Genomic DNA, 24220 nt, shown 5'->3' on the forward strand with positions numbered 1-24220 from the left:
GGCCATCCCGCCCCTTGCGGCGCCCCTGTGATCCGGGGGCCCGCACCGGCCCGGGGCGCTTCGGCGTCCGGGCCGCCCGGCCTGCGGTCGGATCCGCGACGTCAATGACGGCGCAGGGGCCGGACATTCCGTGCCGAGGGACGGGCCGTGCATGGCCGGCATCCCTCTGGCCGGCGCTGGCCCTGCCGCTCGGCCGTTCGGCGGCGCAGCAGCGCCCGATCCGAGCCGCACGCCCCGATCGCGACCGGGACGGCGACCGCACCGCGATCCGCGATCGCCTCGGAGCCGTCGGCGGCGCGGCCTTGCGCGCCTTGCGCGAGCGGCGCGAGGCGAGCTTCTCGGTCGCGCTGCTGCGCCTCTATCTCCGCGTGCCCAGCCGGATCGGTCATCACTCACGCAAGGCACGCGGACTTCTGGCGCGGGAGGGGCTGGCCGGCGTCGCAGCGCTCGTCGGCCAGCACCTGTCGCGGCACCGGTTTCAGCGCGCCGCCGCGCGCCGGCTGGCGGATTATGCCGCGGCCGAGGCTCAGAACCTGCCGGCGGTCCGCGCGTGGACGGCAGCTCTGCCCGGCGGACCGGCAGAGCTGAACGCCGCCGACACGATGGAGGGTGTGCTGCGGCATCTCTACACCGCGCACGGCCTCTTCGACGCCGAGCACTACCGCGACACCGTGCTGCCGGACGCCGACGATGACGCCTGCCTCGACCATTTCCTCACCCGGGGGCGCTTCGAGGGGGCGAACCCGAACCCCTACTTCGATTTCCTCGGCTACCTGTTCCGCTACCCCGACGTCGCGGCGGGCGGCATCGATCCGTGCCTGCACTACGCCTTCTTCGGCTGGACCGAAGGGCGGGTCTCGGGCAGCGCCTTCGACGGGCCGGACTACCTGCGGCGCAACGCGGACGTGGCCGAGGCGGCGATCCCGCCCTTCGTGCATTTCATGACCGCGGGCCGCGCCGAAGGGCGCCATCCGGCCCCGGCCGCGCGGCCCGCGCCGGGCCCCGTGGCGGCCCCCGAGCCCGGCGACGCGCCGGCCGCCTCCAAGGGCACGATCGTCCTCGTCAGCCATGACGCGGGCGTCGGCGGAGCGCAGAAGCTCGTGCAGAGCATGGCGCGCTGGATCACGGACCGCACGCTCTACGACGTGCGCATCGTCTGCATGGAGGGCGGCGGCCTTCTGCACGAGTTCGAGGCCATCGCGCCGACCTTCGTTTTGTCCGGAGCCCCGGAGGAGACCGCCGAAGCCGCCCTCGATGCGTTCTGCGGCGGCGCGGTGCGCGGCCTCGTGATGAACTCGATCGCCAGCCTCGGCGTGCTGGCACACTGGGGCCGGGATACGCCGACGATCGCGTACATCCACGAGCTGCCGCGCGTGCTCGCGTCGCATCCCGCGGCGGTCGCGCTCCTGCGCGGGCGCGTCGACACGGTGATCGCGGGCAGCGACGCGGTGGCCGAGGCGCTTCGCGGCGACTGCGCGGTCCCGTCCGAGCGCATCACGGTTCAGCACGCCTTCGTCACGGCTGCGCCCGAGGGCGGGCCCGACGCGCGCCGCGCCGCACGCGACAGGCTGGGTCTGCCGCAGGACGCGCACATCGTGGCGGGCTGCGGGATGCTCCACTGGCGCAAGTCGCCCGAGGTCTTCGTCGAGGTCGCGGCCGAGGTCCTGTCGCGCGCGCCGGGGCCCGTGCAGTTCGTCTGGGTCGGCGGCGGCCCGGACCAGGAAGCGTGCGAGGCGCTCGTCCGCGACCGGGGGATCGCGGACCACGTGACGTTTACCGGCTACTGCCCGGACGTGCAGGACCACCTCACGGCGGCGGACGTGTTCCTGCTGACCTCGGTCGAGGATGCCTTCCCGCTCGTCTGCCTGATGGCTGCGGGGGCCGGCACGCCGGTCCTGTGCTTCGATGAGGCGGGCGGCGCGCCCGAGCTGGTCGCGCAAGGCTGCGGCAGCGCGGTTCCGTTCATGGACGTCGCCGCCATGGCGCACGCGACGCTCGACTACATCGGCGACGCGGACCGGCGCCACCGCGAGGGTGCGGCCGGCATCGACATCGTGCGCCGCCGCTACACCGCCGAGACGGCCTGTCCGCATCTCTTCTCGCGAATCCGGACGACGATGGGCGCGGCGCCCGGGGTCAGCATCGTGGTGCCCAACTACAATTGCGGCGCCTTCCTCGCCGAGCGGCTCGCGTCGATCGAGGCGCAGAGCCTGCAGGATTTCGAGCTGCTCCTGCTCGACGATGCGTCCACCGACGGCTCGGCGGCGCTGCTGCACGACCTCGCGGCGCGGCGGCCCGACGCGCGCGTCGTGGTCAACGCCGAGAACACGGGATCGCCCTTCGCACAATGGATCCGCGGGATGGAGATGGCGCGCAGCCCGCTCGTCTGGATCGCGGAGGCGGACGACACCTGCGCGCCCGAGTTCCTGCGCACGCTGCTGCCGCGGATGGAGGACCGGAACGTCTTTCTCGCCCATGCGCGGTCGGTTCCCGTCGATGCCGACGGCGCGCCGCTCGGCGACTATGCCGCGCTCTATCTCGACCGGATCGCGCCCGACCGCTGGGCCGCGTCCTATACCGCAACGGACCGCGAGGAGGTGATCTCGGGGCTCGGGATCGCCAATTGCATCCCGAACGCGAGCGCCGTGATCCTACGCCGCTTCGAGATCGAGCCCGCGTTCCGCGAGGCCGTCACCGGGATGCGCATCTGCGGCGACTGGCTGTTCTATCTCCGGGCGCTGCGCGGCGGGCTGCTGGCCTACGCGCACGCGCCACTCAACTTCCACCGGCGCCACGGCGGGACGGTGACGGCCGAGGTGGAGGGCTCGCCCCGCTATTTCGCCGAGATGGCGCGCACCCGCGCCTTCATCGAGGAGACCTGGCCCTTGCCGGAGGCGGTGCGCGCGCGGGCCGAGGCGTTCCACCGCGCCGATGCCGACCGTTTCGGGGTCGCCCGGCTCCCGGCGCCCCCGGTGCCGGCGGCCGCGCGGGCCGAGCGCCTGCCGGCGATGCTCTTCGTCACGCCCGACCTGTCGCCCGGGGGCGGACAGTTGTTCACGATCCGCCTTGCCAACGCGTGGGCGTCGCGGGGCGGGCGCGCGGTGCTCTACAACGTCGGCCACGTGGCCGACCACGCGGACGTGGTCGCGCGGATCGACCCGACCGTGGCGCTCTTCGGTCCGGAGGATGTCGGGCGTGCGCCGCTCGAGTCGCTGTGCCACCGCTTCGGGATCGAGGTGGTGCACTCGTCGATCTGGTGGGCCGACCGGTTCGTGGAGGCCCAGATCGGGGCACTGCCGGATCTCGGCTGGCTGGTCACGATGCATGGCTGTCACGCGACGCTGGATCGCGACCCGGCCATCGACACCGACTTCGCCGCCGCCTTCGCGCGGATGCGGGGACGGGTGGACCGCTGGGTCTGCGTCGCCGACGCGAACCGTCGCATCTTCGACGCGCACGGGGCACCGGAAGGCCCGGTCGGGCGCATCGTGAACGGGGTGTCCGACCACGTCGCCGCGCCGCGCAGCCGCGCCGACCTCGGGCTGCGGGACGATGCGGTGGTGTTCTGCCTCGCAAGCCGCGCCATCCCCGAAAAGGGCTGGGCGCTCGCCGCGGACATGACGGCCCGGCTCAACGCCGCGGGCCTGGCGGCGGACCTCCTTCTCGTCGGCAGCGGGCCCGAGGCCGATCGGCTGGCGGCGGAGGCGCGGCCGCACGTGCATCTCTGCGGTCACGTGCGCGACGCGATGCCCTATCTCGCGGCCTGCGACATCGCGCTGCTGCCCAGCACGTTCTCGGGCGAGTCGCTGCCGCTCGCGGTGATCGAGGCGATGGCGCTCGGCAAGCCGGTGGTCGCCACCGACATCGGCGACATCGCCTGGATGGTCGGCACGGGGCAGGGGGCCGCGGGCTGCGTTGTCCCGATCCCGGCCGACGGCGATGTCGCGACCGGGTTCGTCGCCGCCTGCACCGATCTCGCCGGCGACGCGCACCTGCGCGCCGACCTCGGGCGCGCCGCCCGCGCGCGCTACCGGCGCTGGTTCACCGAAACCGAGATGGTGGACCGCTACGCGGCCGAATACCGCGCGATCCTCGCCGCGCGGCGTCCGGCCGACACCGAGTCTCCCGGATACCCTTCGATCGGAAAGGCCATTTGATGACCCAATCGTATTTCACTCCGCTCGTCGTCGGCGCCGGTTACGGCACGCCGCCCCGCCATGCCGGGTTGCGCCAGACGCTCGCCTTTACCGGCAACAATTGCGGCAACCTGATCTTCTCGAGCGCCGTCGCGACGCTGTTCGAGGGGTGCCGCCGCGTGTCGTTCGATGCCGACCTGCCGAGCGAGGCGGCCGTCTCAGGCGCCGACAGCATCGTGCTCGTTGCCGCGAACTGGCTGAACGGTCGCGCAGATCTCGGCGAGCTGTGCGACCGGCTCGAGGCAACGGACCTGCCGGTCTTCGCACTCGGGCTCGGCGCGCAGTCGGACCTGACCTTCACCATGCCGGTGCTGAAGCCCGGGACGAAACGGCTGATCGAGCTCCTGGCCGAGCGGGCGACGCTGATCTCGGTGCGCGGGGAATTCTCGCGCTCCGTCCTGAACCACTACGGCATCCGCAACGCCGCGGTGACGGGCTGCCCGTCCTTCCTGCCGCTCGGGCGGCCGGGCGTGCAGCTGCGCCGCGCCACGCTGTCGGGCGGGCTGCAGCTGTCGGACGTGGCGCTGCACGGCACGCGGCACCATTTCAACGACGCGTCGAGCCCGGTGTCGCGGCACCTCTACCGGCACGCGTTCCGCTCTGGGATCGACCTCGTGCTGCAGTCGGAGCTTGCCGACATGTACTTCCTGCCGGGCATGGCGGACGCCTCGGGCGTGCCCGAGAAGGCCATGGCCGCGGTCGAGACTGTCTACGACGCCGACCGCTGGTCCATCGGCCTCTACCTGCGCGCGCACGGGCGCGCGTTCTTCCATTTCGGCTCGTGGATGGACTTCGCGCGCAGCAAGTCCTTCCTGCTCGGCACGCGCATCCACGCCACGATCGCGGGGCTTCTGGCGGGCACGCCGTCGATGCTGATCGCGCACGACGCCCGCACGGTCGAGCTGGCCGAGGCGATGGGCATCCCTTTCGTGCTCGAGAGCGAGATCGACATCGCCCGCCCGCTCGACCTCGAGCGGCTGCGCGGCCGCGCGATCGAGACGATGCAGGAGACCGACCACCAGTCGTATTTCGACGAATTCGACACCTTCTTCGAGGCGAACGAACTGGCGCCGCGCATTCACCCACAGACGCTCATGGCCGCGCAATGAAACCGCTCGTCCTGCATGCGGGTCTTCAGAAGACGGGCACGAGCGGCATCCAGCTGATGCTGAACGGCGCGGGCCCGGCGCTCGCGCGTGCAGGACATGTCTATCCCGCGCTTCCGGACGGTGCGGGCGGTGCCGTGGGAGCCGGGCCGTTCCGGCACAACTGCATCGCCGGCAGCTTTGCGGACTATCCCAGCGAGTTCGCGCGCCTGTGCCCAGAGGCGCTTCAGGACCTGCGAAAGACGCTCTTGCGGTCCGAGAGCGTGCCGATCCTGTCGGCGGAGGAGTTCTCGCGCCAGCGCGATTTCGGACCGCTCGGGGCGTTCCTCGAGGGCTTCGCTGTCCACGTCGTGCTTTACCTGCGGCCGCAGGACCGGTTTGCCGAGGCGCTCTACAACCAGCGCAACAAGATCCTGCTGCGCCGTCGCTCGGAGCGTCTGCTCGATCCCGATCTCGGCCGCGCCGCTGGGTTGCACCGGTTCCTGGCCGAGGAAGGCTACGGCCGGATCCTCGATGCGCAGGGACTCGTCCAGCGGATCGAGGAAGGGCTGCGGCCCGCGCGCCTGACGCTGCGTCTCTATACGCCGGAGGCGCTGCGCGGCGGCGATGCCTGCCGCGATTTCCTGGACGTCGTCGGCGTGCCCGAACAGGGAGTGACGCTTCCCGGGCACGCGACCAACCGCAACGTCGCCAACCGGCATTTCGCCCATATCCGGCGCACGCTGCGCGCCCGCGGGCCCGAGGCGGCGCAGGCGCTCGTCGATGCGCTCGCCGCGCGACTCGAGGCGGGCGACGATCTCAGCGGGTCGCACGCGCTCCTGCGGCGCGACGACCGCGCACGGCTCCTAGGGGTCTACCGGTCCGGCAACCGGGCGCTGGAGCGGCGCTTCGGCCTGTCGCCGATCGGCACGACTCCGCGCCACATCCTGCCGGCCCCGGCGGCGCCGCAGGTGCGCGCGGCCGGGGCGGGGGGCGCGTGATGGGCATCATCGGCATCTACGGCGCGACGGGCTTCATCGGGCGGCACCTCGTCCGCCGCCTCGTGTCGCGCGGCCTGCGCGTGCGGGCTGTGTCGCGCAGCATTCCGGACGGGTTCCGCCGCGAGTTCGACGGCCGCTGCGAGATGGTCGTTGCCGATCTCGGGGACGCCGAAGCGCTCGAGCCGACGTTCGACGGTCTCGACACGGCGATCAACCTTGTCGCGAATGCCCGCCCGGCCCAGGGCAACGCGGCGGTGCGCGAGGACGTGCAGGCCGGCATCCTGCCCGGGATCGGGTTCCTCGAACGTCTGACCGCCCGCAGTGTCCCGCGGCTGATCTTCCTGTCCTCGGGCGGCGCGATTTATGGCCCCGACGTTCCGGTGCCGACGCCCGAGAGCGCGCTGCCCCGGCCGATCAATTCCTACGGCCTGTCGAAGCTGACGCTCGAGAAATACATCGAGATGTTCGGCTACGAGCATGGGACCGATTACACCATCCTGCGCCTGTCGAACGTCTACGGCCCCGGCCAGATGGTGCGGAGCGGGCAGGGGCTCGTGCCCGCAATCCTCGGCCGGTGCCGGACCGGCGCGCCGATCGACATCCTCGGCGATGGCTCGGCCCGGCGCGACTACGTCTGGATCGGCGACGTGATCGCGGCGATCGAGGCGGTGCTCGACCGGGGCGCGCCGCAGAGCACGCTGAACATCGGGTCGGGCCGCGCGCATTCCGTGACCGAAGTGATCGCGATGATCGAGCGCGTCCTCGGGCACGCCTTGCCGAAACGCAACGTGCCGGGGCGGGTGACGGACGTGCCGCACAGCGTTCTCGACATCACGCGCGCGCGCTCGGTGCTTGGCTGGTCGCCGCGCAAGGAGTTGTCCGACGGGCTGGCGGCGGTCGTGGCGGCCGAATTGCCGTTCGCGCGCCTGCAGCCGGTGTTCGGTACGGCCGAGCGCCTGCCGCGCCTGGCGCCTTTGCGCCCCGGGCGGCGCGGTTCCGGGGCCGCGACGGCCGCCGTCCGGCGCAGCGCGTCGTAGGGCACGACGCGGGACGTCGAAGTGCACGCTCACCGGGACGCGCCCGGGCGCTATCCCGCGCGCGTCATCGGCGGCACTTCGCCATTCGCAAAATCGTAACCCGATCATGCGAAGGCTGCGCGGGACGTTGGGCGCGCACCGTGGTAGCCTTGTTTTCGACCGGCTCCGGCCGGCCCAACAGACGTGACCGCCGACAGGGCGGCGCACACATCCATGAGGCAGGGTCTTCCCACCGAAGACCGCGGAAACCGAGAGAAACGAGCAGTGACATGGAGCAAGATGTCGAAATCGTCGGCGTGCCCGACAGGACCCAGGACGTCGCCGCGCTCGGCGGTGTCACGGGAATCACCGAATTCGAAGAACTGCGATACACCGGCCGCGAGTGGGGTTTCGAGCGCCTTCACACCGGGGACGAGATCGTCCTCCGTGAAGAGGACGTGATCGAGATCCTCGCGTTCAACGGGATCCGGCACGGCCAGGAACGCTGGAGCATCATGCGGGTGCGCGCCGGCACGCAGAGCCGGCTGACCGGCCCGCTGTCGTGGCGGCGCGTGGCCGATGCCGACCGCTGGGCGCCCGCACCGGTCGAGGCCGCTATCTTCACCAACTGGATCAAGGTGGGCTGCGCCGCGCTGATCGTTGCCGGCATGACCTACACGATCTTCGCCTGGCTTCTCGAAGGCATCCTGTCGGGCGCGCTGGTCACCACCTTGTCGAGCGCCGCGGTGTCGGTCCTCGTGATCGTCGGCGCGTCGATCTACCTCGTGCGCTCGTGGCGGCAGGTCGAACTGGCGCGCAAGATCGCCCGCATCCAGGCGGACGGCTCGATGTTCGTGGTCGGTCAGCCCGAAGGCTACTGACCCGCGGCAGGCGTCGTGCGCATCACGGCGACGCCTGCGCCACACCCGCAAACGAATGCGCCACGCGGGGCCCCCCGCGCCGCGACGAACGGCGCTCGGCTCAGCCCGGGCGACCCGGAGCGGTGCGCGATCCGCGGCATGCCTTGATCGCTGCGCCGCTCTCGCAGCGGGCATTTTCCGCACGCCGGGAATTGGCACGAGGGGCCGCCCACGGGCCCGCACGATCCGGATCGCGGGCGGGAAGACCGAAGCCAACGCACTGCCACGCCATCGGTTTTCGCCAAGCCATGCATGCGGCGGGATGCGGTGATGCCCGATCGTGGGTGGTTACGCCGCGCTGCAGCAACCATTTCAGGCTCAACAGCAGGCGCGCCAACCGCGCCAATCCGACACAGGAGTGCCGACATGACCGCAACCTACATCAATTCCATGCCCGAGCACCGCACCGAACGCCGCGGCGTGTTCAAGCGCGTGTTCGGTTTCCTCGTGATGGTGGGCGAATCCAACCACCGCGCCCATCGTGTGCAGGAGCTGTCCAAGCTCAGCGACCGGGAACTCGAAAAGCGCGGCCTGAAGCGCGAAGAGATCGCGCATCACGTCTTCCGTGACATGTTCTACGTCTGAGCCCGGAGCCAATCGGCCGCGAACTCCGTGGTCTCCGATCCGGCAAGGCGCGCGACCCGCTCGATTTCGGTCGCGAGGCCCTGCGCCCGCGCCTTGCCGATCCGCACGCCCGATTCGGGCCAGAAGGCCCGCACCTCGAGGACTCGTCCGGCGCGCCTGGCGTCGAGCCGTCCGATCACCCGGTCGCCCTGCAGGATCGGGAACACGTAGTAGCCGTAGCGCCGTTTTTCTTCGGGCACGAAGATCTCGATCCGGTAGTGAAAGCCGAACAGCCGCTCGGCCCGCGCCCTGTCGCGCAGTACCGGATCGAACGGTGACAGCAGGCGCACGCGCCCCGACGGCTCGGGCAGGTCGGGCAGCGTGTCGAGAAGCGCCTCGGTCGTGACGCTGCGGCGCGTGCTGCCGTCCGCAAGCTCCAGATCCACTTCGACGATACGGCCGTCCGACAGCGCCCCGGCACACCACGCCTTGGCCTCGTCGCGGGTCACGATCTCGAAGAACGCGGCAAGCTCGCCGCTGGTGCCGAAGCCGAGCCGGTCGAGTGCCGCACTCATCGCCCAGTCCACGATTTCGGAATCCGTCCGCCGCTGGTTCAGGTATTCGGGCGGGATCACGCGCTCCGCCAGATCGTAGTGCTTGCGAAAGCCCTGCCGGTGACAGACCGCAAGCCGCCCGGAGCGCCAGAGAAACTCCAGCGCGGTCTTCGACGGGTGCCAGTCCCACCAGCCCGACGAGTTCTTCTTCTCGTCGCCCCCGACATCGAGCGACGAGGCCGGGCCGTGATCCGCGATGTGCCGCAGCACGGTGTCGAGCTCGTCGTGCCAGCCCTCGCGCTGCCATGCCGGCCAGCGCCGGCGCATGCGGGCCTCGTCGCGCTCGAACTTCAGTCGCCACATCGGGTAGAACGGCATCGGGATGACCGCGGCATCGTGCGTCCAGTGCTCGAACGCGGACCGGCGCTGCGACACCAGCGTCTGCAGGGTCCGCGGGCGATACTGGCCGCGGCGGGACCACAGGATGAGGTCATGCGCGCGCGCGAGCGTGTTCACGCTGTCCACCTGCACGAAGCCCAGATCGTGCAGGATCTCCTCAAGATCGTCGAGCCGGCACGGCCCCGCGCCCGGCCGCAACAGCCGGTGCCGGTCCAGGAACAGGCGCCGGGCCTGCCGGTTTGTGATGAGCGGTCGCGCCATGACGCGCGACGGTAAGGCCTTGCCCCAGCCGCGCAAGCGGGTCCTCCGGGGTGCGGGCTGTTCTAGAAGATGGCGCGCGTGATCAGCACCCCGAGCCATGCCGAGACGGCCGTCAGGACCGTGCCCCATGTCAGGTCGGCCGCCACCTGCTCGAGAGACCAGTCCCGCATGACGGCGTAGGACGTCATCTCATAGGTCCCGTAGCCGATCACGCCGATCAGCGCCCCGTTCAGAAGCGCCTGCATCGGCGCGTCGTCGCGCAGGGCCGGGACCGAGACGAAATACAGCAGTATCGCGATGTAGACGAGATAGAACCCGACCGCGGCGCCGAGCCGGGGCGAGTCGAGGACGGCATCGCCGAGATGTTTGGTGAACAGGGGTTTCATCACCGCCCTCAGCATGACGGCGTCGGCCGCCAGGAATATGAGGGACGTGATGACGTAGAGCGCCGCAATCTGCATGATGCCTCCGGGTGATACCTCTACGGATACGCATTCGGAGGCGGTTCGGTTCTGAGGGTTGTGATTTCCGCATCCGGGCGGGTGCGATCCTCCTGACACGGCCACGTCGGTTGACGGCGCCCGCGCCCGCGTGTTCACCGGGCGCAAACACAGGATTGTCCGGGAAATCCGCGCCCGAGGGATCACGATGACCTCCCGGACGTTCCGTGTTCAGTGAATTCCCATCCAAGGCTGCGACCGCGCCATGTCCGATCTCGACGACCGCCTCATCATCCACGTGTTCGGGGAAACCGATTTCACGAGCTTCAGCATCCGGCGCGAAGCGTTCGAGGGCATGCCCAAGGTCTTCGACACACCCGAAGGCGACGACTACGTGCAGGTGATCGGAACGCTTTTCGGGCAGGACAACTGGGACCAGCTGCGCGAGCGCAAGGCCGAGAACGGATCGAGCTTCGAAGAACTCGTCGCCGACTCCCTCGTTCACCTCGTCGCCGACACCGAGACGGTGAACACGGCACTGCAGGCGGGGCACAACCTGATCGCCCTCGGCGTGTTCCGAAGCGCCTCGCAGCCGGACGACACGCCGGTCTACAATGCCCGGTTCCTCGGCATCTCGTCGACCACCACCACCGATCCGAACGCGCATCTCGACCTCGTGCGGCAGGGGATCCAGCACGCCGCGGCGTTCATCGAGGACGACATCGAGAAGGGCAAGTTCGCACCGGACAGCGTGATCGCGCGCATGGTCGACCCCGACAGCGCCGAGGCCGAAGACGACGGCGAAGAGTTGGTCGAGCTGCCGCAGGCGGTGTTCTTCCACGAGATGGTGACGCAATCGGGACTGGAGACGGTGATCCTTTGCGCGTGCGACCGCGATCTCGCCGCCGCCGCGGGCGAGGCGACGGATTTCGTCGTGGGGCTCGTGTCCGGCATCGTGCCGACGCCGCACGGCAGCGTCGGATACTGGCTCTGGCAGGTGGGGCCCGACACCACTCACGGCTTCACGCAGGAGCAGTTCGTCGATCTGCACGCGTTCCCGAGCGAGACCTACGACCGAATGAAGCGGTCAGACACCGTGCGCTTTCTGATCGTCGATCGCGAGACGCACGAGAACACCCGTGCGGTCCTGCTCAAGCGCGACAGCATCGGCTTGCAGGAGTTCGAGACGATGGCCACAGAGGTCGCCGCGTCAGAGCCCGAGGCCGACTTCGAGGCGGCGTGCGAGCACGTGATGAACACCGTCGATCCGCAGGAATTCCTGCGCCAGACGCGCGAACAGGAGCAGAAGGGCAAGACGAACCTGCATTGAGGTCGACTGCCGTTGTGTGTCACCGGCACGTGCGCATCCGGTGATCGCGCCGCCACGGCCAATCTCGTCCCGACCAGGGCGCGCTTTGGCCAACGGCATCACCGGGCAGCGGCGGAGCTTTCCCGAAGCGCTGCCCGGGCCGGTGCTCAGGACGCGATGGCGTCCGCCTCGTCCACCTGCTCCTGCGACAGGTTCAGGCGCTGCTGCAGGGTGCGCAGATAGTGCCGGTCGCCTTCGCTGTCGCCGTCGATGGCCGCGCGCGAGGCGAAGTAGAACTCCTCGGCGGTCTCGTCGTCGTTCACCTGCGCCAGCAGGTCGTCGAGCGGCTTGGGATTCGCGATCTCGCGTTCCATGGTCGCGCGCTCGTCCGCCGTTGCATCGGCGTCGTCGATGGCCTGAACGATGCGGGCACGTTCGTCCTGCGACAGCGATCCGTCGGCATAGGCGGCGGTGATCATCGCACGGATCATCAGAAGCGCCTCGTCTTCGCTGAAGCGCTCGGCGGCCTCTTCGCTCGCCTTGAGATCCTGCGCGTCCGGTTCCGCGGTCTGCGCCGTGGCCGTCGACGACGCTTGCGACGCGCTGCCCCCGCCGAGGATTTCGTTCGCGGCGTCCTTGACCTTGTCGAGGAGACCGCCGCCCGAGGTTCCGTGCGAGGACGTGTGCCCGGCATGCTGCGTCTGCGTGCCCTGGCTCTTCTGGTGCGACTGGTAGGCCTGGTAGGCCATGTAACCGAGCGCCGCGAGGCCGAGCTTGGAGCCCATGCCGCTGCGTCCGATGCGGCGCCGCGACCCGAGAAGACCGAGCGCCGAGGCCGAGCCGAGGGCCCCCCGGCGCCGGCCGCGACCGGCCATCCGCGTGGCCAGCATCGTACCGAGAATGCGCTTCATGCTCATGATCGTCTCCTCCGGGCCCGTGGCCGCTTTCACCGGGTGCCGACACCCGGCCCCCTCGAAATCGAACGTCGAACGCCGCAAGCCGTTCCGGAGTCCCGGTCGGGCGGCGGACGTCTGCCGGGCGGGGGGGCAAAGGCTCGTGATCCGCGTAGGCATTGCCGGCGCGGGCCCCGGCTCCACGTTCCGGAGGGTTGAATGGGAGACGCACATGCACGCTACGAAGATTGCACTCATCGCGGCCGCCGCGTCGGTCGCTCTGCCCGCTTTGGCCGCCACGCAGGACGAACTGCGCGACGCATTGGTCGGCAACACGTTCCAGGGGGACATGGGCGGCGGCGGCTATTCCAGCTTCTTCGCCGAAGACGGGACATATTACGACACGAGCACGTCCGGCACCTACGAGATCACGGACGAGGGCGTGTGCTACCCCGAGACCGACTACGGCTGCTACCAGGCCACGATCGACGGCACGACGCTGGAATGGATGAAGGACGGCGAGAGCGCCGGGACCGGCGAGATCCTCGACGGCGACGCGCTCGACCTCGTGGAGGAGTGAGCGCCGGGCGCTTGCGGTGCAGGGCGGCGGGCCGGCCCGGCGCCTACCGCGCCGCCGGGATGTCGGCGCGGCTCATCCGCGGTGCGGTGGGTCGCGCCTCGCGCCGCAGGTAGACCGTCCACAGCTCGGTGTCCGTCGCGCGGCGGAAGTTGTCCTCGAGATGCGCGCCGTAGATCTCCAGCATCAGCTTCGTGGTCCCCCCGGCGACGGGGCGCTTGGGGACCATCACGACATCGACGCCGCCCATGACCTCTTCGGCGGGAAAGTGGTTCTCCGCGTCGAAGTTGCGGCCGTTGTGCATCCACGCCGGGCCGCCGTCGGGCGGAGCGATCCCGAGGAGCGACGAAAACGGACTGACGAAGTCGAAGACCAGCACCCGGCGCGGCGCGACCTCGAGCGTCCGGAGTAACCGCGCGCCGGCGTCGAGCGACTCCGCGTAGCGCGCGTAGAAGGCGAATTGCCCGGCACTGGTGGTGTTCATCACGCGCAGGCCCCTGCCGTTGGGCGTCTCGAGCGCGACGCCGGAGCGGGTCGCCGCCGCGGCGGCGTGCAGGCCGAGCGCCCCGGCCGAGGACACGCCGATGGGCAGAAGCAAAAGGATTGCAGCGAGCGGCGCACCGCGCGTGACCGCCTCCGCGAACGGGCCCATCCCGGGCCGCGCGCTGCGGGCGAGGGTCTCGGCCGCGACGGCGGCGCCGACGAGGAGGCTGACGATCCCTTCGGTCTGGAAGTTCTGGCTGAGCAGCATCAGCCCCGCCGCGATGCAGAAGCCGTAGAACAGGGCATCGGTGACGCTCGGGCGCACCCAGAGCGCGACCGCCGCGAACGCGAGGAAGACGACGTATTCGCCCGAGGTCTCGAGCGCCGAGCGCACGTAGGACATGACCGATCGGCCGCCGCTCGTCTGCGTCGCGACGATCAGGTCCCCGATATGAATGCGCGTGCCGCCCCAGACCAGTTCGGCCAGCGCGACACCGACCAGCCCGCCGAGGATCGCCAGAATCGCAAAGCGTCGCCCGCCGGGTTGCAGCAGCATCAAGAGGAACCCGGCCGCCACCACGCCGTATGTCGCCTTGGTGTAGCCGGCCAGAAGCGCGAGCGCCGCCGCCGCTGCCGCGTCCAGTGCCGTCTGGTGGCGGGTCGGCCGCTCCGGCCGCAGAAAGAGGATCAGCAGCAATGCCAGCAGCGCCCAGCCGATCCGGTTGTAGTACATCGCGAAGGACACGCGGCTGAACGCCTCTCCGGTGTTCATGGGCGTCGCGAGGAGCAGCATGACGAAGATCGCCACCGGCACGCCGATCAGGGGCCGCATGCGCGAGCCGATCACGTGGATGGCGATCGGCGCGGTGACCAGCATGAGAAGCGACATGCCCACCGGCATGGCGAGGCCGAGCGATCCCGACAGCCAGTAGCCGGCGCCGGGAATGTAGAACGAGAGCGGCCCGAGCGCGGTGCTGAAATCGATGTTCGGCACCTGTCCGTGAACCACCCGGTAGCCGCCGTCGAGAAAGATCAGAAGGTCGTTGAAGTACATCGACGACACCGTGACCCCGGGCAGGATCAGCAACGCACAGCACAGCGCCGTGGTCAGGAGCACCGCCAGCGGAATCGGCCGGGTGACGGTGCTCATGCCACGATCCTCACAGCTTGAGCTTCTTGAAGATCGCCTCGGGAATGGCGCGGATGATCAGCATCACCAGCCGCCACCGGCGCAGGACGTAGACCACGTCGCGCGGGCGCTCCTCGAGTGCGACGATGCGCTCGGCCACCGTGGCGGGGGTGGCGGTCAACGGGCCGGGCAGGTCCATGCCCTCGGTCATTCGTGTGCGCACGAAGCCGGGCTTGACGGTCGCGACGTGCACGCCGCCCTTGGCGAGGCGGTTGCGCAGACCCGACAGGTAGGCGGTGAACCCGGCCTTGCCCGCGCCGTACACGTAGTTGGTGGCGCGCCCGCGGTCCCCGGCGACGGAGCTGATGCCGACGATGAGCCCGCGCCCCCGCGTCGCGAAGCGGCCGGCCACGGCTTCGAGCAGCAGCGCGGGGCCCTCGAAGTTGGTGCGCAGCACCTCGGCGGCGTGGTCCGGATCACGCTCGGCGCGGGCCTGCTCTCCCATCGCGCCGACGACGCAGACGACGGTGTCGGGCAGGGCGGGCAGAGCGTCGAGGAAGCCGGGAAACGCGTCTGTATCGAGGATGTCGATGGTGCGGGTCTCGATCCGCGAAGTGTCGTGGCGCGCGTTCAGATCGGCGGCTTCGCGCGCGGCCGCCTCGGCATCCCGCGCGGCGAGCGTGACGTGCCAGCCCCTTGCGGCATAGGCCGAGGCCACGGCCCGCCCGATATCCGAGGTGCCGCCCACGACGAGGACCGATTTCGCCGGTGCGTCGCTCATAACCCGAGCCTTTCCGATTGCTTGGAGGACATGTGCCCGAGGGCGCCGGCGTCGCGGCGCACCTCGCGAAACGCGGCGATGTTGGGATAGCCGGCCTCGAAGGTGTCACGCGATTGGCAGGCGTCCTTGGCCAGGTAGAGACGTCCGCCCGCGGCGGACACGAGCCCGTCGATCTCGGCCAGGAGCGCGAGCCCCCGTTCGCTTACCGGAATGTCGAGCGCGAGCGTCAGCCCGTCCATCGGGAAGGACATGAGGCCCGTTCCGGCGCGCAGCCGCTTCAGCACCGCGAGGAACGACCCCGTGCCGGTTTGCGACAGCCGGTCCAGAATGGCCGACAGCACCGCTTCGGCCCGCGCTTCGGGGATCACGCATTGATGCTGGACGAAGCCGCGCGGCCCGTAGATGCGGTTCCACCGGGCGATGCCGTCGAGCGGGAAGAAGTAGCTGTCCCACGGCACGAGCGTCGTCCGTCCCGCCCGCCGCGCGCCCTTGCGGTAGTAAAGCGCGTTGAACGCCGACACGGTCCTAGCGTTCAGAAGCCCGCCGGGCATGTCGAAGGGCACACCCACGCGGCCGGTGCGCGCAGGCGGAAACTGCGCCTGCCGTGGCCCGAGCTCGTCGCGCGCGGCATGCTCGCCCTCGAGGATGAGTGAGCGGCCGAGCGCGGCGCCGCGCGCCAGCACGTCGATCCACGCGACGGTGTAGGTCGCGCCGGACGTCCGGCCGAGAAGAGCGATGGCCTCGGACAGGTTTTCGGCGACGCTGGTGGTCTGGCGAATCCAGCCGGTTTCGACCCGGCGCAGGCGGAACGACGCATCGAGGATCGTGCCGGTGAGGCCCATCCCGCCGATCGTGGCGTGAAACAGCTCCGGGTTTTCGTCGCGGGCGCAGCGGATCGTGCGCCCGTCCGGCAGCGCGAGGCTCAACGCCTCCACGTGCTCGCCGAAGGTTCCGTCGTTGTGCTGGTTCTTGCCGTGCACGTCCGAGGCGATCATGCCGCCGACGGTCACGAACCGCGTGCCCGGCACGACCGGGGGGAAGAACCCGCGCGGGACGAGGTTGGTCAGGATGTCGTTCAGGCTGACTCCGGCCTCGGCCTGCAGGAGCCCGGTGTCGGGATTGAACCCCTGCAGCCGGTCGAGACCGGCGGGGGCGAGCGTGTGCTCGCGTCCGATGGCCGCGTCGCCGTAGGCCCGTCCCAATCCTCGCGCCACGACGCCTGGCGCGGCCGCGGTCAGCCGCGCCGCAGACGCGGCCGTCCGCGCGGTCGTCAGCGGCCCGAAGAGCCGGGGATAGCGGCCCCACCCGCTGAGGTCCTTCATACCGTCGCCTCGCGAAACACCATGCGGCGGTCCAGCATGTATTTCACCACGTAGCCGATGCCGAGGCCCAGGACAGCGCCCGTATACTTGGCGGCATCCGTGCCCCAGATCACGTAGAACCCCAGCTCGAACCCCCAGAAGATCACCGTGGTCAGAACGCTGAAGAGGCCCGACAGCGTGATCCGCCGCGCCTCCGCGGCCGGGGTGATGTAGGGCTCGCGGAAGGTCCAGGTCTTGTCGATGACGTGCTTCACGAGGAAGCCCACGCCGGTGCCGATCACGATCGACACCATCAGGGGCGCGCCTGGTGCCGCCTGCACGACCGCCTCCTGCGCCGCGAGGTTTGTCGCGACGCAGATGGCGGCCGCCGCCGCGTAGCGCACGAACGGATGCGCGTCGCGCAGTCCGCGGTGTGGGATCGACCGGCGGGCCATCTCAGATCGCGGCGATGAAGACGCCGAGCATCGCGATGCCCGTGATCCGGCTCTGCGGATCCTTGATCGCGAAGAGCACCGGGTCGTCGGCCATCTGCCGCCGCTGCGCCAGGATCAGCGCCCGGCCGATCCAGTAGGTCAGGATCGGGCACACCAGCAGCAGAAGCTCCGGCCGGCTGTAGAGCGTGCTGACCGAGCTGCCCGAAACATAGAGCGCGAGCACCGTGACCGCGTTGAACCCCGCCGCCGCCGACAGCGCCGCGAGCATCCCGAGATCGAGCGTTTCGTAGTCGCGGTTGGTGGGCGAGGGCTTGTTGGCATCGACGAGCGCGGCAAGCTCGGTGAAGCGCTTCATCAGCGCCAGCGACACGAAGATCGACAGCGAGAACACCACGAGCCACGAGGACATCGCGATGCCCACGGCGACCGCACCGCCGAGCATCCGGATCGTGTAGAGCCCGGCGAGCGTCAGCACGTCGATCAGCAGGATGCGCTTCAGCACGAAACTGTAGGCGGTCGTGGTCGCGAAGTAGATCGCCAGCACCAGCGCGAAGGCCGGCGAAATGGCGAGCGAGACCGCCGTCGCCGACAGCAGCAGCAGCGGGATCGCCGCGACCGCGTGCGCGACCGACAGGTCGCCGCGTGCCAGCGGACGATTGCACTTTGAGTGATGCGCCCGATCCTCCTGCAGGTCCACGAGATCGTTCAGGATGTAGCAGGCCGACGCCGCCATGCAGAACGCGAGCGCGGCGAGGCTCGCGAGGGCGACATTCTCGAATGTGAGCGCGTGCCCGGCGATCATCGGCACGAAAACGAGCACGTTCTTGGCGTATTGATGGACCCGGAACTGCCGGGCCCAGACCGACAGGCCGGGGGACGGCTGGTCGATCAGCGTGGCATCGCCCGAGACCTCGCCCATCCGCGCGGTCACCCGGCGCGACGTCCGAACGGCGAAGGCGCGTCGCGCGGCCTGCCAGACCGGCAGGTCCGCGGCCTCGTTGCCGATGTAGTCGAACCCGCCCGCCCCGAAACGCTCGCGCAGCCGGGCCGCCTTGGCCGGGCCAGTCAGGTTGGTGTCGCCCTCCGTGGCGAGCCAGCCGTCGAATACATCGAGGTGCTCCGCGATGGCGGAGACGAACCGCGCGTGCGATCCCGAGGCGAGGTAGACGGGCCGCCCGGCCAGCCGCGCCCGGCGCGCCAGCGCGAGCACGTCGCGGTCGTAGGGCAGGGTGGCGGGATCGACGCGCACCGCGTCTGCGAGGTGCGCCTTCAGTGCGGCCTTGCCGTGCCGCGCGGCGCGCAGCAGGGCCGGGGCCTTCATCGGCGCGCTCGCCACGTGCCGCAGCGATGTCTCGACCAGGAGGTCCGAGCGCAGCAGCGTGCCGTCGAGATCGATCACGAGCGGCACGGCGGGCGCGGAGGCGAGATCGATGGCCTCGGCCGGAAGGCGAACGACGCCGGCCGGCGTGCCGGTGGACTTGTCGAAGGGGCGGTGCGCTGGCTCGGCCGCGGCGGGCACGGCACGTGTCACGTTCGGGTCCGACGTCATTCTCGTTGTGCTCCTCTCGGGTCAACGGGCAGATCGGCCGCCCCGGTACCGCCGACGGGCGCCACACGGCGCGGGCAGCATCGTCGGGACCGGCGCAGGTCAGAGTTGCTCGCGCCAAAACATGCCCTCAAACCTCGCTATTGGAAGTCGGGTTCCCGGAGCTCGCTGCCGTGCGGCAAGAACGCGCCAGTCTCGTCGGCGACCGGCAAGATTCCGATGATACGGCCCGCCGCTGCGTCCTTGACGGCAGGATTCCGCGCCCGCGGCTCTGGATTATCGGCGGGCGGCCCCATCTCGTTCAGTGTCATGATCGGGACCCCGTGCGCCGGCTCCACTACGGTGATGTTACGGGTTCCGGTCGCATGCGGTTGTCCGGTCGCGGGGGTGTCCCGCTGTCCGGCACGGCCAGCGCGAAACGGTTGGAAGACATGAAGACACCGCGTGGTGGCACACACGCCGTTCATCGGATGCGCCGACGGGTGATCGCCGGTCTCGTCGCGGCGTCGGTCGTCGTGGCCGGCGGTGTCGCGGTTTACCTTACGTTGCCGTCGGCCATCCCCGAGAGGGTCGTGCGCGCGCAGCTCGACGCCCATTTCGCAGAGCTGAGCGACGGCGCGGTCACGATCGGCCGGCACGATGGCGTGTCGCTGCATCCCGGCGGTCGCCTGCGGATCGCGGGCCCCGAATTCGTGCCGACCGGAGCCGATCCCGCGCGATGGAGCGGGCGGGCCGAAGCCATCGAGGCGACGCTGCGGCTCGCGCCGCTTCTGGCCGGCCGGGTCGAGATCGTGCGGCCGCGAATCGTGCGCCCCGATATCACGCTGACCGGGCGCACCCGCCTGCAATCGTCGCAGGCCCGCGCCGCGGCGGCGTTCGGGATCGGCGATCCGGGCAAGGCGCTCGAGGTGACGGAGGGCACGATCCACTACGACGACGGCAGCGCGCGGCAGGTGATCCTGACCGGGCTCGACCTGCGCGTCGCAGGGGCGGAAACGGCGGGCGGCGTCGCCATCGCCGCGCGGTTCGATGCCGGGGCATTGCATGTCGACGCCGACCTCGCGCTCGACGATCTGCGCCTGCTCGGGACATCCGGCGGCAGCCCCGGCCGCATCTCACTCGACGTCGCGGCGGCGGGCCCGGAGGGCGAGCTGCCGGCAGAGCTGCGCGATCTCGCCGCGAGCGGCGATGTGGCGACGCTGTTGCGCAAGCTCGGTGCCGGGATCGGCCTGCCGTCGCTCACCCGCATCGACGCCGAGGGCCGCATCGCGATGACGCCGTCGGCGGTCGCCCTCGAGGATGCGACCTTCTCGGTGGGCGGCGTGTCACTCGACGGCCGCGCGCGAGCCGCGGTCGCGCCGGACGAGGCGCTGCTGCCCCGGTTGCGCGCGCTTCAGGACGACGCCGAACGGGCCATCGCCGAGGCGCGCGTCGCGATGGAGACCGACGACTGGGCCGCCGTCCCGATCGGCACCGACTGGCTGTCGCAGGTGGCGGTCGACTTCGAACTGTCGGGCCAGGATCTGTCCGCTGCCGGCGTCAGCTTCGAGCAGGCGGCGCTGGACTTGTCGGTGGGAGAGGGCGCCGCGACGCTCTTTTTTGACGGCGCGAGCGAGGCGTTCGGCACGTTCCGCACCGCCGCGACGCTGAGCGCCGCGGACTCGGACGCGGCGGCGCATCTCGACCTGTCGAGCCAGATCGCCGGCCTGTCGCTCGACGAGACCGTGGAGGTCGTCACCCGCTTCGCCACGGATCCGCTCGTCGGGACGCCGCAGAGGCCCGGAGGGCGGCTCGACGCCGTGGCGCGGGCAGAGGCGACCGGCCGGACGCTGGGCGACCTCGTCGATTCCCTGACCGGCAGCGCCTCGGCCCATGTCGCGGAGGGCAGCCTGTCGGGCGGCAACGTCATCGCGACCCTCGACTCGCTGGCCGAGGGGCGCGAGTTCATGACCGAGGACAAGGGCCCGCTGATCCCGTCGGCGGGGCGCACGCCGTTCGACACGATCGACCTGCAGCTCGCCTTTGCCGGGGGCGCCGCCGATCTGTCGCGCCTGACCATCGCCGGCGACAGATACCGCATCGACATGGACGGCGCGATCGGGCTGCGAAGCGGCGCCGCCGAGGTCGAGGGCAACGCCATCCTTTTCAGCGAGGCAGAGACCGAGCCGGCCGAACAGGCGGTCGACCTGCCGTTCGGCGTCGGCGGCACGCTCCTGTCGCCGGTGATCGCGGCCGGGGTGCCGACGGTGGCGGCCGACCTCGCCCGGACCACCGCCGGCGAGGCGGAGTGACGTGGCAATGGGCGTAGAGGCCGCGCCGTCCCCCCTGTCGCGCGCGGGCGCATCGAGCGGCGTGCGCAACCGCCGCCTGATCGCGCTCGGCGTCCTCGCGTTCTGGCTGGTCTACTACGGGGTCTGCCAGTTTCCGGGGCTGGGCGGAGAGCTGAATGCCGGGGACTCGGCCAAGTTCCAGACGCTGGGGCACACCTCGATCCTCGTTCACGGGCCCGGCTATCCGCTCGTCCTGCTGATCGGGACGGTTGTGCGCGCGCTGTCGCTGCCGGTGGAGCCCTGGTGGGCGATGACGTTCGCGATGGCGTCCCTGCCGGGGGCGATCGCCAACACGATGGCGTTCCTGATCGTCGCTCGGCTGACCCGAAGCCGGCTCTTCGCCCTCGCCGCCGCGATGCTGCTGGGCAGCGCCGGCCTCATGGCGGTGCAGGCGACCGAGGCAGAGGTCTATCCGCTGGCGCTCTGCTTCATCCTGTCTGTGACCTACCTCTTGCTGTGCTTCGTCGACACCAAGGACCCGCGCTGGTTCATCGCCGCGGTCGCGGTCTACGCGCTGTCCTTCGGCAACCACCTGATGATGATGATGCTGGCGCCCGTGGGCCTGTGGGTGATGATCGCGCACCACCGCCTGCTCGTGCGCGGTCGCATCATCGCGGCGATGGTGGGCCTCCTGCTGCTCGGAGCGTGCCAGTACCTCTACCTCTACTGGGTCACGCACCAGCCGAGCACGGCCTATTCCGAGTACATGCCCCTGCCGCCCACGGTCGGAGAGCTGATCGACTATATCCGGGGCACCTATTTCGGCGATCTCTACGGGTCGGGCCTGTCGTCGCCGCAAACGCGCGAGGTGCTGCTCGACACGCTGTCGCACGCGCATCCCAACGTCTCCGGGCCGCTGATGCTCGCCGGTCTCGCCATCCTCGTGCTGGGCTGGCGGCGCCGCGACTCCGGCTGGAGCGGGCTGGCGCTCGCCTTCGGCGTGGCGTTCGCTTTCGTCCCGTTCATGCTGTGGTACGGCGCCTACGACATCCGCGCGTTCCACCTGCCGGTGCTCGGTCCGCTCCTTGTCGCGTCGGTCGCCGCGATCGGCTGGCGGCTCGCGCCGATGCCGCGCGCGCATGTCGTCGTCGGGCTGCTCCTGCTGGCGTTCGCGGTGGCGCGCACGGGCGTCGTCGCGACGGAGCTGCGCGCCCGCGAGGCGCCCTTCGACGGCATGATGTCCGCCCTCGAGGCGGCGGTGGCGCAGTCGCCGGTCGAGAACCCGCTGGTGTCGATGACCTATTACGAGCGCATGGTGACGCTCTATCACGAGCTTCTGGGGCACGCCCCGGCACCGGCCGAATACCGCGTGACCTGGCGCACGCAGGAGGAAGTCGAACGCCGCGATGTCGTGGGCGGCATCGTGTTTCCCACCGACGGCGGCCAGTTCCTGCGCTGGGTCGAGCACCGCCGCCCCGACCTCAGCTGTGCCGAGATCCCGCTCGATCAGCCCCCGGCGCCGACATGGCCGGCCGAGGGGTTCCTGTGCCGTCCGGGCGAGTGACCGTCGGCGGCCCGGGCTTCGTGCATCCGCGCGTCCGACTGCCCGGACCTCAGGCAGCGGAGATCTGCCGAACGTGGCCGGGCCGCGACATTCCGGCACATTCGGACCGCTCCACTTGATCGAAATCCCGGCCCGGTGCATCCCTGACGGGGCTGTTTTTGCTGACAGTTCCCGCCGGGATGCGGCGCTTCGCATCTCGGCATGATTCCGCCTCCCTGTCAGAGGATGACCTCGTGCGCGTCGCGTTGTCTCTTGTCGTGACCTTCCTGAGCCTCGCGACCCTTGCCGGGGCCGCGCCGCCGATCTTCGACGTCCCCCTGCCGGATCTCGCAAAGGCCGAAACCGCGGTGAGCGCGGACGTGCCGCGGGACGAGACCGAGGCGACCGATCCCGACAGCCGCCTGTCCGGCGCGCCCGTGGTGGGGGCGACAGAGATCGTGCGCCAGCTGACCGGTGCCGCATCGCACAACGACACCGCCGCGCGCTGGAACGTGCACGGCACCGACCTGGGCCACATGTTCCGCCACGACGGCGCGCTCTACATGGTGTTCGGCGACACCTACGGCGCGGACGGCGGCGACTGGCGCAGCAACACGATGGCGCGGATCGACGACCCGGATCCCGCCGGCGGGCTGCCCTTCGCGGCGATGATCAAGGGAGCCACGGGCACGGCGAAGGAGCTGGTGCGCTCCGCCAAGATCCCCGGCCACGAATGGACGGTGATCCCGACGAACGGCATCTCGGTCGCGGGGCGGATGGTCCTGCACTACATGTCGGTGCGGTTCTGGGGCGCGGACGACCAATGGTTCGTGCGCCGCTCGGGCCTCGCGTTCTCGGACGATCACGGCCAGTCCTGGACGAAGTCCGACCGCGCGATCTGGGCCGCGGGCCTCGGGTTCGAGCAGGTGGCCTATGCCGAGCACGACGGCATGATCTACGTCTTCGGCATTCCGCAGGGCCGCTACGGCGCGGTGCGGCTCGGCCGCGTGGCGCCCGAGGGACTGCTCGACCCGGCTGCTTACAGCTACTGGGACGGCGCCGCATGGAGCGCCGACATCGCGCGCGCGGCGACCGTCGTGCCTGCCCCGGCCGGGGAGTTGTCGGTGGCGTGGAGCGAAACGCACGGGCGCTGGCTGATGCTCTACTTCGAACCGGCGCGCGCCGAGATCGTGCTGCGCACCGCCCCGGCGCCAACCGGACCGTGGAGCGCGGCGCAGCGCGTGGTCTCCTCGGCCGATTACCCGGGGCTTTACGCCCCTTACATCGTGCCCACCGACGATATCGGGGACGCGCTCTACTTCACGATGTCGCTGTGGAAGCCGATCTACAATGTCTTCTTGATGAAGACGACGCTCGAGGGCGGGGCTGGCGTGATGGCCACCAACGAGGTGCCGACCGAGGGCCTTCTGCCCGCCACGGAGTGAGGGCCTCCGCCCGGGAATGAGTGGAAACCTGCCGGCCCGCACCCGCGTCTGG

General features: G+C 70.5%; 19 protein-coding genes. 11 read left to right on the forward strand and 8 right to left on the reverse strand.

The genetic code is table 11. The features are described from left to right. The first annotated feature begins 104 nt into the window (after window positions 1–104). The 6 genes from ROJ8625_RS16330 to ROJ8625_RS16355 all read left to right on the forward strand — a co-directional run bounded on the left by ROJ8625_RS16330 (window position 105) and on the right by ROJ8625_RS16355 (window position 8803). Window positions 105–4157 (forward strand): glycosyltransferase, encoded by a 4053-nt coding sequence (locus ROJ8625_RS16330; RefSeq protein WP_085792994.1) that lies wholly within the window; start codon window positions 105–107, stop codon window positions 4155–4157. Beyond that, on the forward strand, window positions 4157–5305 hold the full coding sequence (locus tag ROJ8625_RS16335; protein ID WP_085792995.1) for a polysaccharide pyruvyl transferase family protein: 1149 nt from the start codon (window positions 4157–4159) through the stop codon (window positions 5303–5305). The genes ROJ8625_RS16330 and ROJ8625_RS16335 overlap by 1 nt, the downstream gene beginning before the upstream one ends. Beyond that, complete coding sequence (locus ROJ8625_RS16340; RefSeq protein ID WP_085792996.1) at window positions 5302–6282, forward strand: hypothetical protein; 981 nt, start codon at window positions 5302–5304, stop codon at window positions 6280–6282. Before ROJ8625_RS16335 ends, ROJ8625_RS16340 begins: the two co-directional genes overlap by 4 nt. Then, a complete protein-coding gene (locus ROJ8625_RS16345; RefSeq protein WP_085792997.1) occupies window positions 6282–7319 on the forward strand; it encodes an NAD-dependent epimerase/dehydratase family protein in 1038 nt (345 codons plus the stop codon). The genes ROJ8625_RS16340 and ROJ8625_RS16345 overlap by 1 nt, the downstream gene beginning before the upstream one ends. A gap of 269 nt (window positions 7320–7588) precedes the next feature. Continuing rightward, window positions 7589–8179: a hypothetical protein gene (locus ROJ8625_RS16350; protein WP_085792998.1), complete on the forward strand. Its 591-nt coding sequence runs from the start codon at window positions 7589–7591 to the stop codon at window positions 8177–8179. 405 nt (window positions 8180–8584) lie between these two features. Beyond that, complete coding sequence (locus tag ROJ8625_RS16355; RefSeq protein ID WP_085792999.1) at window positions 8585–8803, forward strand: DUF1127 domain-containing protein; 219 nt, start codon at window positions 8585–8587, stop codon at window positions 8801–8803. On the opposite strand, the gene ROJ8625_RS16360 is transcribed toward ROJ8625_RS16355, so the two are convergent. Together ROJ8625_RS16360 and ROJ8625_RS16365 are read right to left on the reverse strand one after the other, a co-directional pair. Continuing rightward, window positions 8794–9996, reverse strand: coding sequence for a winged helix-turn-helix domain-containing protein (locus ROJ8625_RS16360; RefSeq protein ID WP_085793000.1), 1203 nt, complete (start codon window positions 9994–9996; stop codon window positions 8794–8796). The two genes, ROJ8625_RS16355 and ROJ8625_RS16360, sit on opposite strands and share 10 nt — an antisense overlap. A 62-nt stretch (window positions 9997–10058) precedes the next feature. After that, window positions 10059–10457 carry a DUF2177 family protein gene (locus ROJ8625_RS16365; protein WP_085793001.1) on the reverse strand — a complete coding sequence of 133 codons (399 nt, stop codon included), beginning with the start codon at window positions 10455–10457 and terminating at the stop codon, window positions 10059–10061. Between the two features lie 244 nt (window positions 10458–10701). Between ROJ8625_RS16365 and ROJ8625_RS16370 the strand changes: the two genes are divergently transcribed. After that, complete coding sequence (locus ROJ8625_RS16370) at window positions 10702–11766, forward strand: hypothetical protein (protein ID WP_085793002.1); 1065 nt, start codon at window positions 10702–10704, stop codon at window positions 11764–11766. A gap of 146 nt (window positions 11767–11912) precedes the next feature. On the opposite strand, the gene ROJ8625_RS16375 is transcribed toward ROJ8625_RS16370, so the two are convergent. Then, a complete protein-coding gene (locus tag ROJ8625_RS16375; RefSeq protein ID WP_085793003.1) occupies window positions 11913–12662 on the reverse strand; it encodes a tellurite resistance TerB family protein in 750 nt (249 codons plus the stop codon). Window positions 12663–12870: 208 nt separating this feature from the next. On the opposite strand from ROJ8625_RS16375, the gene ROJ8625_RS16380 reads away from it, so the two are divergent. Next, window positions 12871–13218 (forward strand): hypothetical protein, encoded by a 348-nt coding sequence (locus ROJ8625_RS16380; protein ID WP_085793004.1) that lies wholly within the window; start codon window positions 12871–12873, stop codon window positions 13216–13218. A gap of 43 nt (window positions 13219–13261) precedes the next feature. Here ROJ8625_RS16380 and ROJ8625_RS16385 read toward each other — a convergent pair whose 3' ends face one another. The 5 genes from ROJ8625_RS16385 to ROJ8625_RS16405 are packed head-to-tail and all read right to left on the reverse strand — an operon-like array spanning window position 13262 to window position 18913. Continuing rightward, entirely contained in the window at window positions 13262–14848 is a 1587-nt protein-coding gene (locus tag ROJ8625_RS16385) for a hypothetical protein (protein WP_085793005.1), read from the reverse strand. 10 nt (window positions 14849–14858) lie between these two features. Next, a complete protein-coding gene (locus ROJ8625_RS16390) occupies window positions 14859–15608 on the reverse strand; it encodes an SDR family oxidoreductase (protein ID WP_085793006.1) in 750 nt (249 codons plus the stop codon). Continuing rightward, on the reverse strand, window positions 15605–16930 hold the full coding sequence (locus ROJ8625_RS16395; protein WP_085793007.1) for an FAD-binding oxidoreductase: 1326 nt from the start codon (window positions 16928–16930) through the stop codon (window positions 15605–15607). The genes ROJ8625_RS16390 and ROJ8625_RS16395 overlap by 4 nt, the downstream gene beginning before the upstream one ends. Then, the gene (locus ROJ8625_RS16400) at window positions 16927–17364 is read right to left on the reverse strand and encodes a GtrA family protein (protein ID WP_085793008.1); all 438 of its coding nucleotides are present in this window, start codon (window positions 17362–17364) and stop codon (window positions 16927–16929) included. The genes ROJ8625_RS16395 and ROJ8625_RS16400 overlap by 4 nt, the downstream gene beginning before the upstream one ends. Before the next feature lies 1 nt (window position 17365). Further along, complete coding sequence (locus ROJ8625_RS16405; protein ID WP_085793009.1) at window positions 17366–18913, reverse strand: UbiA family prenyltransferase; 1548 nt, start codon at window positions 18911–18913, stop codon at window positions 17366–17368. Window positions 18914–19341: 428 nt separating this feature from the next. Between ROJ8625_RS16405 and ROJ8625_RS16415 the strand changes: the two genes are divergently transcribed. The 3 genes from ROJ8625_RS16415 (at window position 19342) to ROJ8625_RS16425 (ending at window position 24168) form a co-directional block, all read left to right on the forward strand. Further along, window positions 19342–21201: an AsmA family protein gene (locus ROJ8625_RS16415; protein WP_159456787.1), complete on the forward strand. Its 1860-nt coding sequence runs from the start codon at window positions 19342–19344 to the stop codon at window positions 21199–21201. A gap of 7 nt (window positions 21202–21208) precedes the next feature. Then, window positions 21209–22744 carry a protein O-mannosyl-transferase family gene (locus ROJ8625_RS16420; protein WP_085793012.1) on the forward strand — a complete coding sequence of 512 codons (1536 nt, stop codon included), beginning with the start codon at window positions 21209–21211 and terminating at the stop codon, window positions 22742–22744. 233 nt (window positions 22745–22977) lie between these two features. Then, the gene (locus ROJ8625_RS16425) at window positions 22978–24168 is read left to right on the forward strand and encodes a glycoside hydrolase family 183 protein (RefSeq protein WP_159456788.1); all 1191 of its coding nucleotides are present in this window, start codon (window positions 22978–22980) and stop codon (window positions 24166–24168) included. Window positions 24169–24220: the final 52 nt, after the last annotated feature.

Source organism: Roseivivax jejudonensis, assembly GCF_900172265.1.
In the GTDB taxonomy this organism is placed as follows: domain Bacteria; phylum Pseudomonadota; class Alphaproteobacteria; order Rhodobacterales; family Rhodobacteraceae; genus Roseivivax; species Roseivivax jejudonensis.

Bases quoted from the DNA above. Each gene is read 5' to 3' on its own strand.
- ROJ8625_RS16420 (WP_085793012.1), top strand. From the start codon at position 21,209: ATGGGCGTAGAGGCCGCGCCGTCCCCCCTGTCGCGCGCGGGCGCATCG.
- ROJ8625_RS16375 (WP_085793003.1), bottom strand. From the start codon at position 12,662: ATGAGCATGAAGCGCATTCTCGGTACGATGCTGGCCACGCGGATGGCC.
- ROJ8625_RS16395 (WP_085793007.1), bottom strand. From the start codon at position 16,930: ATGAAGGACCTCAGCGGGTGGGGCCGCTATCCCCGGCTCTTCGGGCCG.
- ROJ8625_RS16330 (WP_085792994.1), top strand. From the start codon at position 105: ATGACGGCGCAGGGGCCGGACATTCCGTGCCGAGGGACGGGCCGTGCA.
- ROJ8625_RS16335 (WP_085792995.1), top strand. From the start codon at position 4,157: ATGACCCAATCGTATTTCACTCCGCTCGTCGTCGGCGCCGGTTACGGC.
- ROJ8625_RS16345 (WP_085792997.1), top strand. From the start codon at position 6,282: ATGGGCATCATCGGCATCTACGGCGCGACGGGCTTCATCGGGCGGCAC.
- ROJ8625_RS16400 (WP_085793008.1), bottom strand. From the start codon at position 17,364: ATGGCCCGCCGGTCGATCCCACACCGCGGACTGCGCGACGCGCATCCG.
- ROJ8625_RS16390 (WP_085793006.1), bottom strand. From the start codon at position 15,608: ATGAGCGACGCACCGGCGAAATCGGTCCTCGTCGTGGGCGGCACCTCG.
- ROJ8625_RS16370 (WP_085793002.1), top strand. From the start codon at position 10,702: ATGTCCGATCTCGACGACCGCCTCATCATCCACGTGTTCGGGGAAACC.
- ROJ8625_RS16350 (WP_085792998.1), top strand. From the start codon at position 7,589: ATGGAGCAAGATGTCGAAATCGTCGGCGTGCCCGACAGGACCCAGGAC.
- ROJ8625_RS16365 (WP_085793001.1), bottom strand. From the start codon at position 10,457: ATGCAGATTGCGGCGCTCTACGTCATCACGTCCCTCATATTCCTGGCG.
- ROJ8625_RS16360 (WP_085793000.1), bottom strand. From the start codon at position 9,996: ATGGCGCGACCGCTCATCACAAACCGGCAGGCCCGGCGCCTGTTCCTG.
- ROJ8625_RS16405 (WP_085793009.1), bottom strand. From the start codon at position 18,913: ATGACGTCGGACCCGAACGTGACACGTGCCGTGCCCGCCGCGGCCGAG.
- ROJ8625_RS16385 (WP_085793005.1), bottom strand. From the start codon at position 14,848: ATGAGCACCGTCACCCGGCCGATTCCGCTGGCGGTGCTCCTGACCACG.
- ROJ8625_RS16380 (WP_085793004.1), top strand. From the start codon at position 12,871: ATGCACGCTACGAAGATTGCACTCATCGCGGCCGCCGCGTCGGTCGCT.
- ROJ8625_RS16355 (WP_085792999.1), top strand. From the start codon at position 8,585: ATGACCGCAACCTACATCAATTCCATGCCCGAGCACCGCACCGAACGC.
- ROJ8625_RS16415 (WP_159456787.1), top strand. From the start codon at position 19,342: ATGAAGACACCGCGTGGTGGCACACACGCCGTTCATCGGATGCGCCGA.
- ROJ8625_RS16340 (WP_085792996.1), top strand. From the start codon at position 5,302: ATGAAACCGCTCGTCCTGCATGCGGGTCTTCAGAAGACGGGCACGAGC.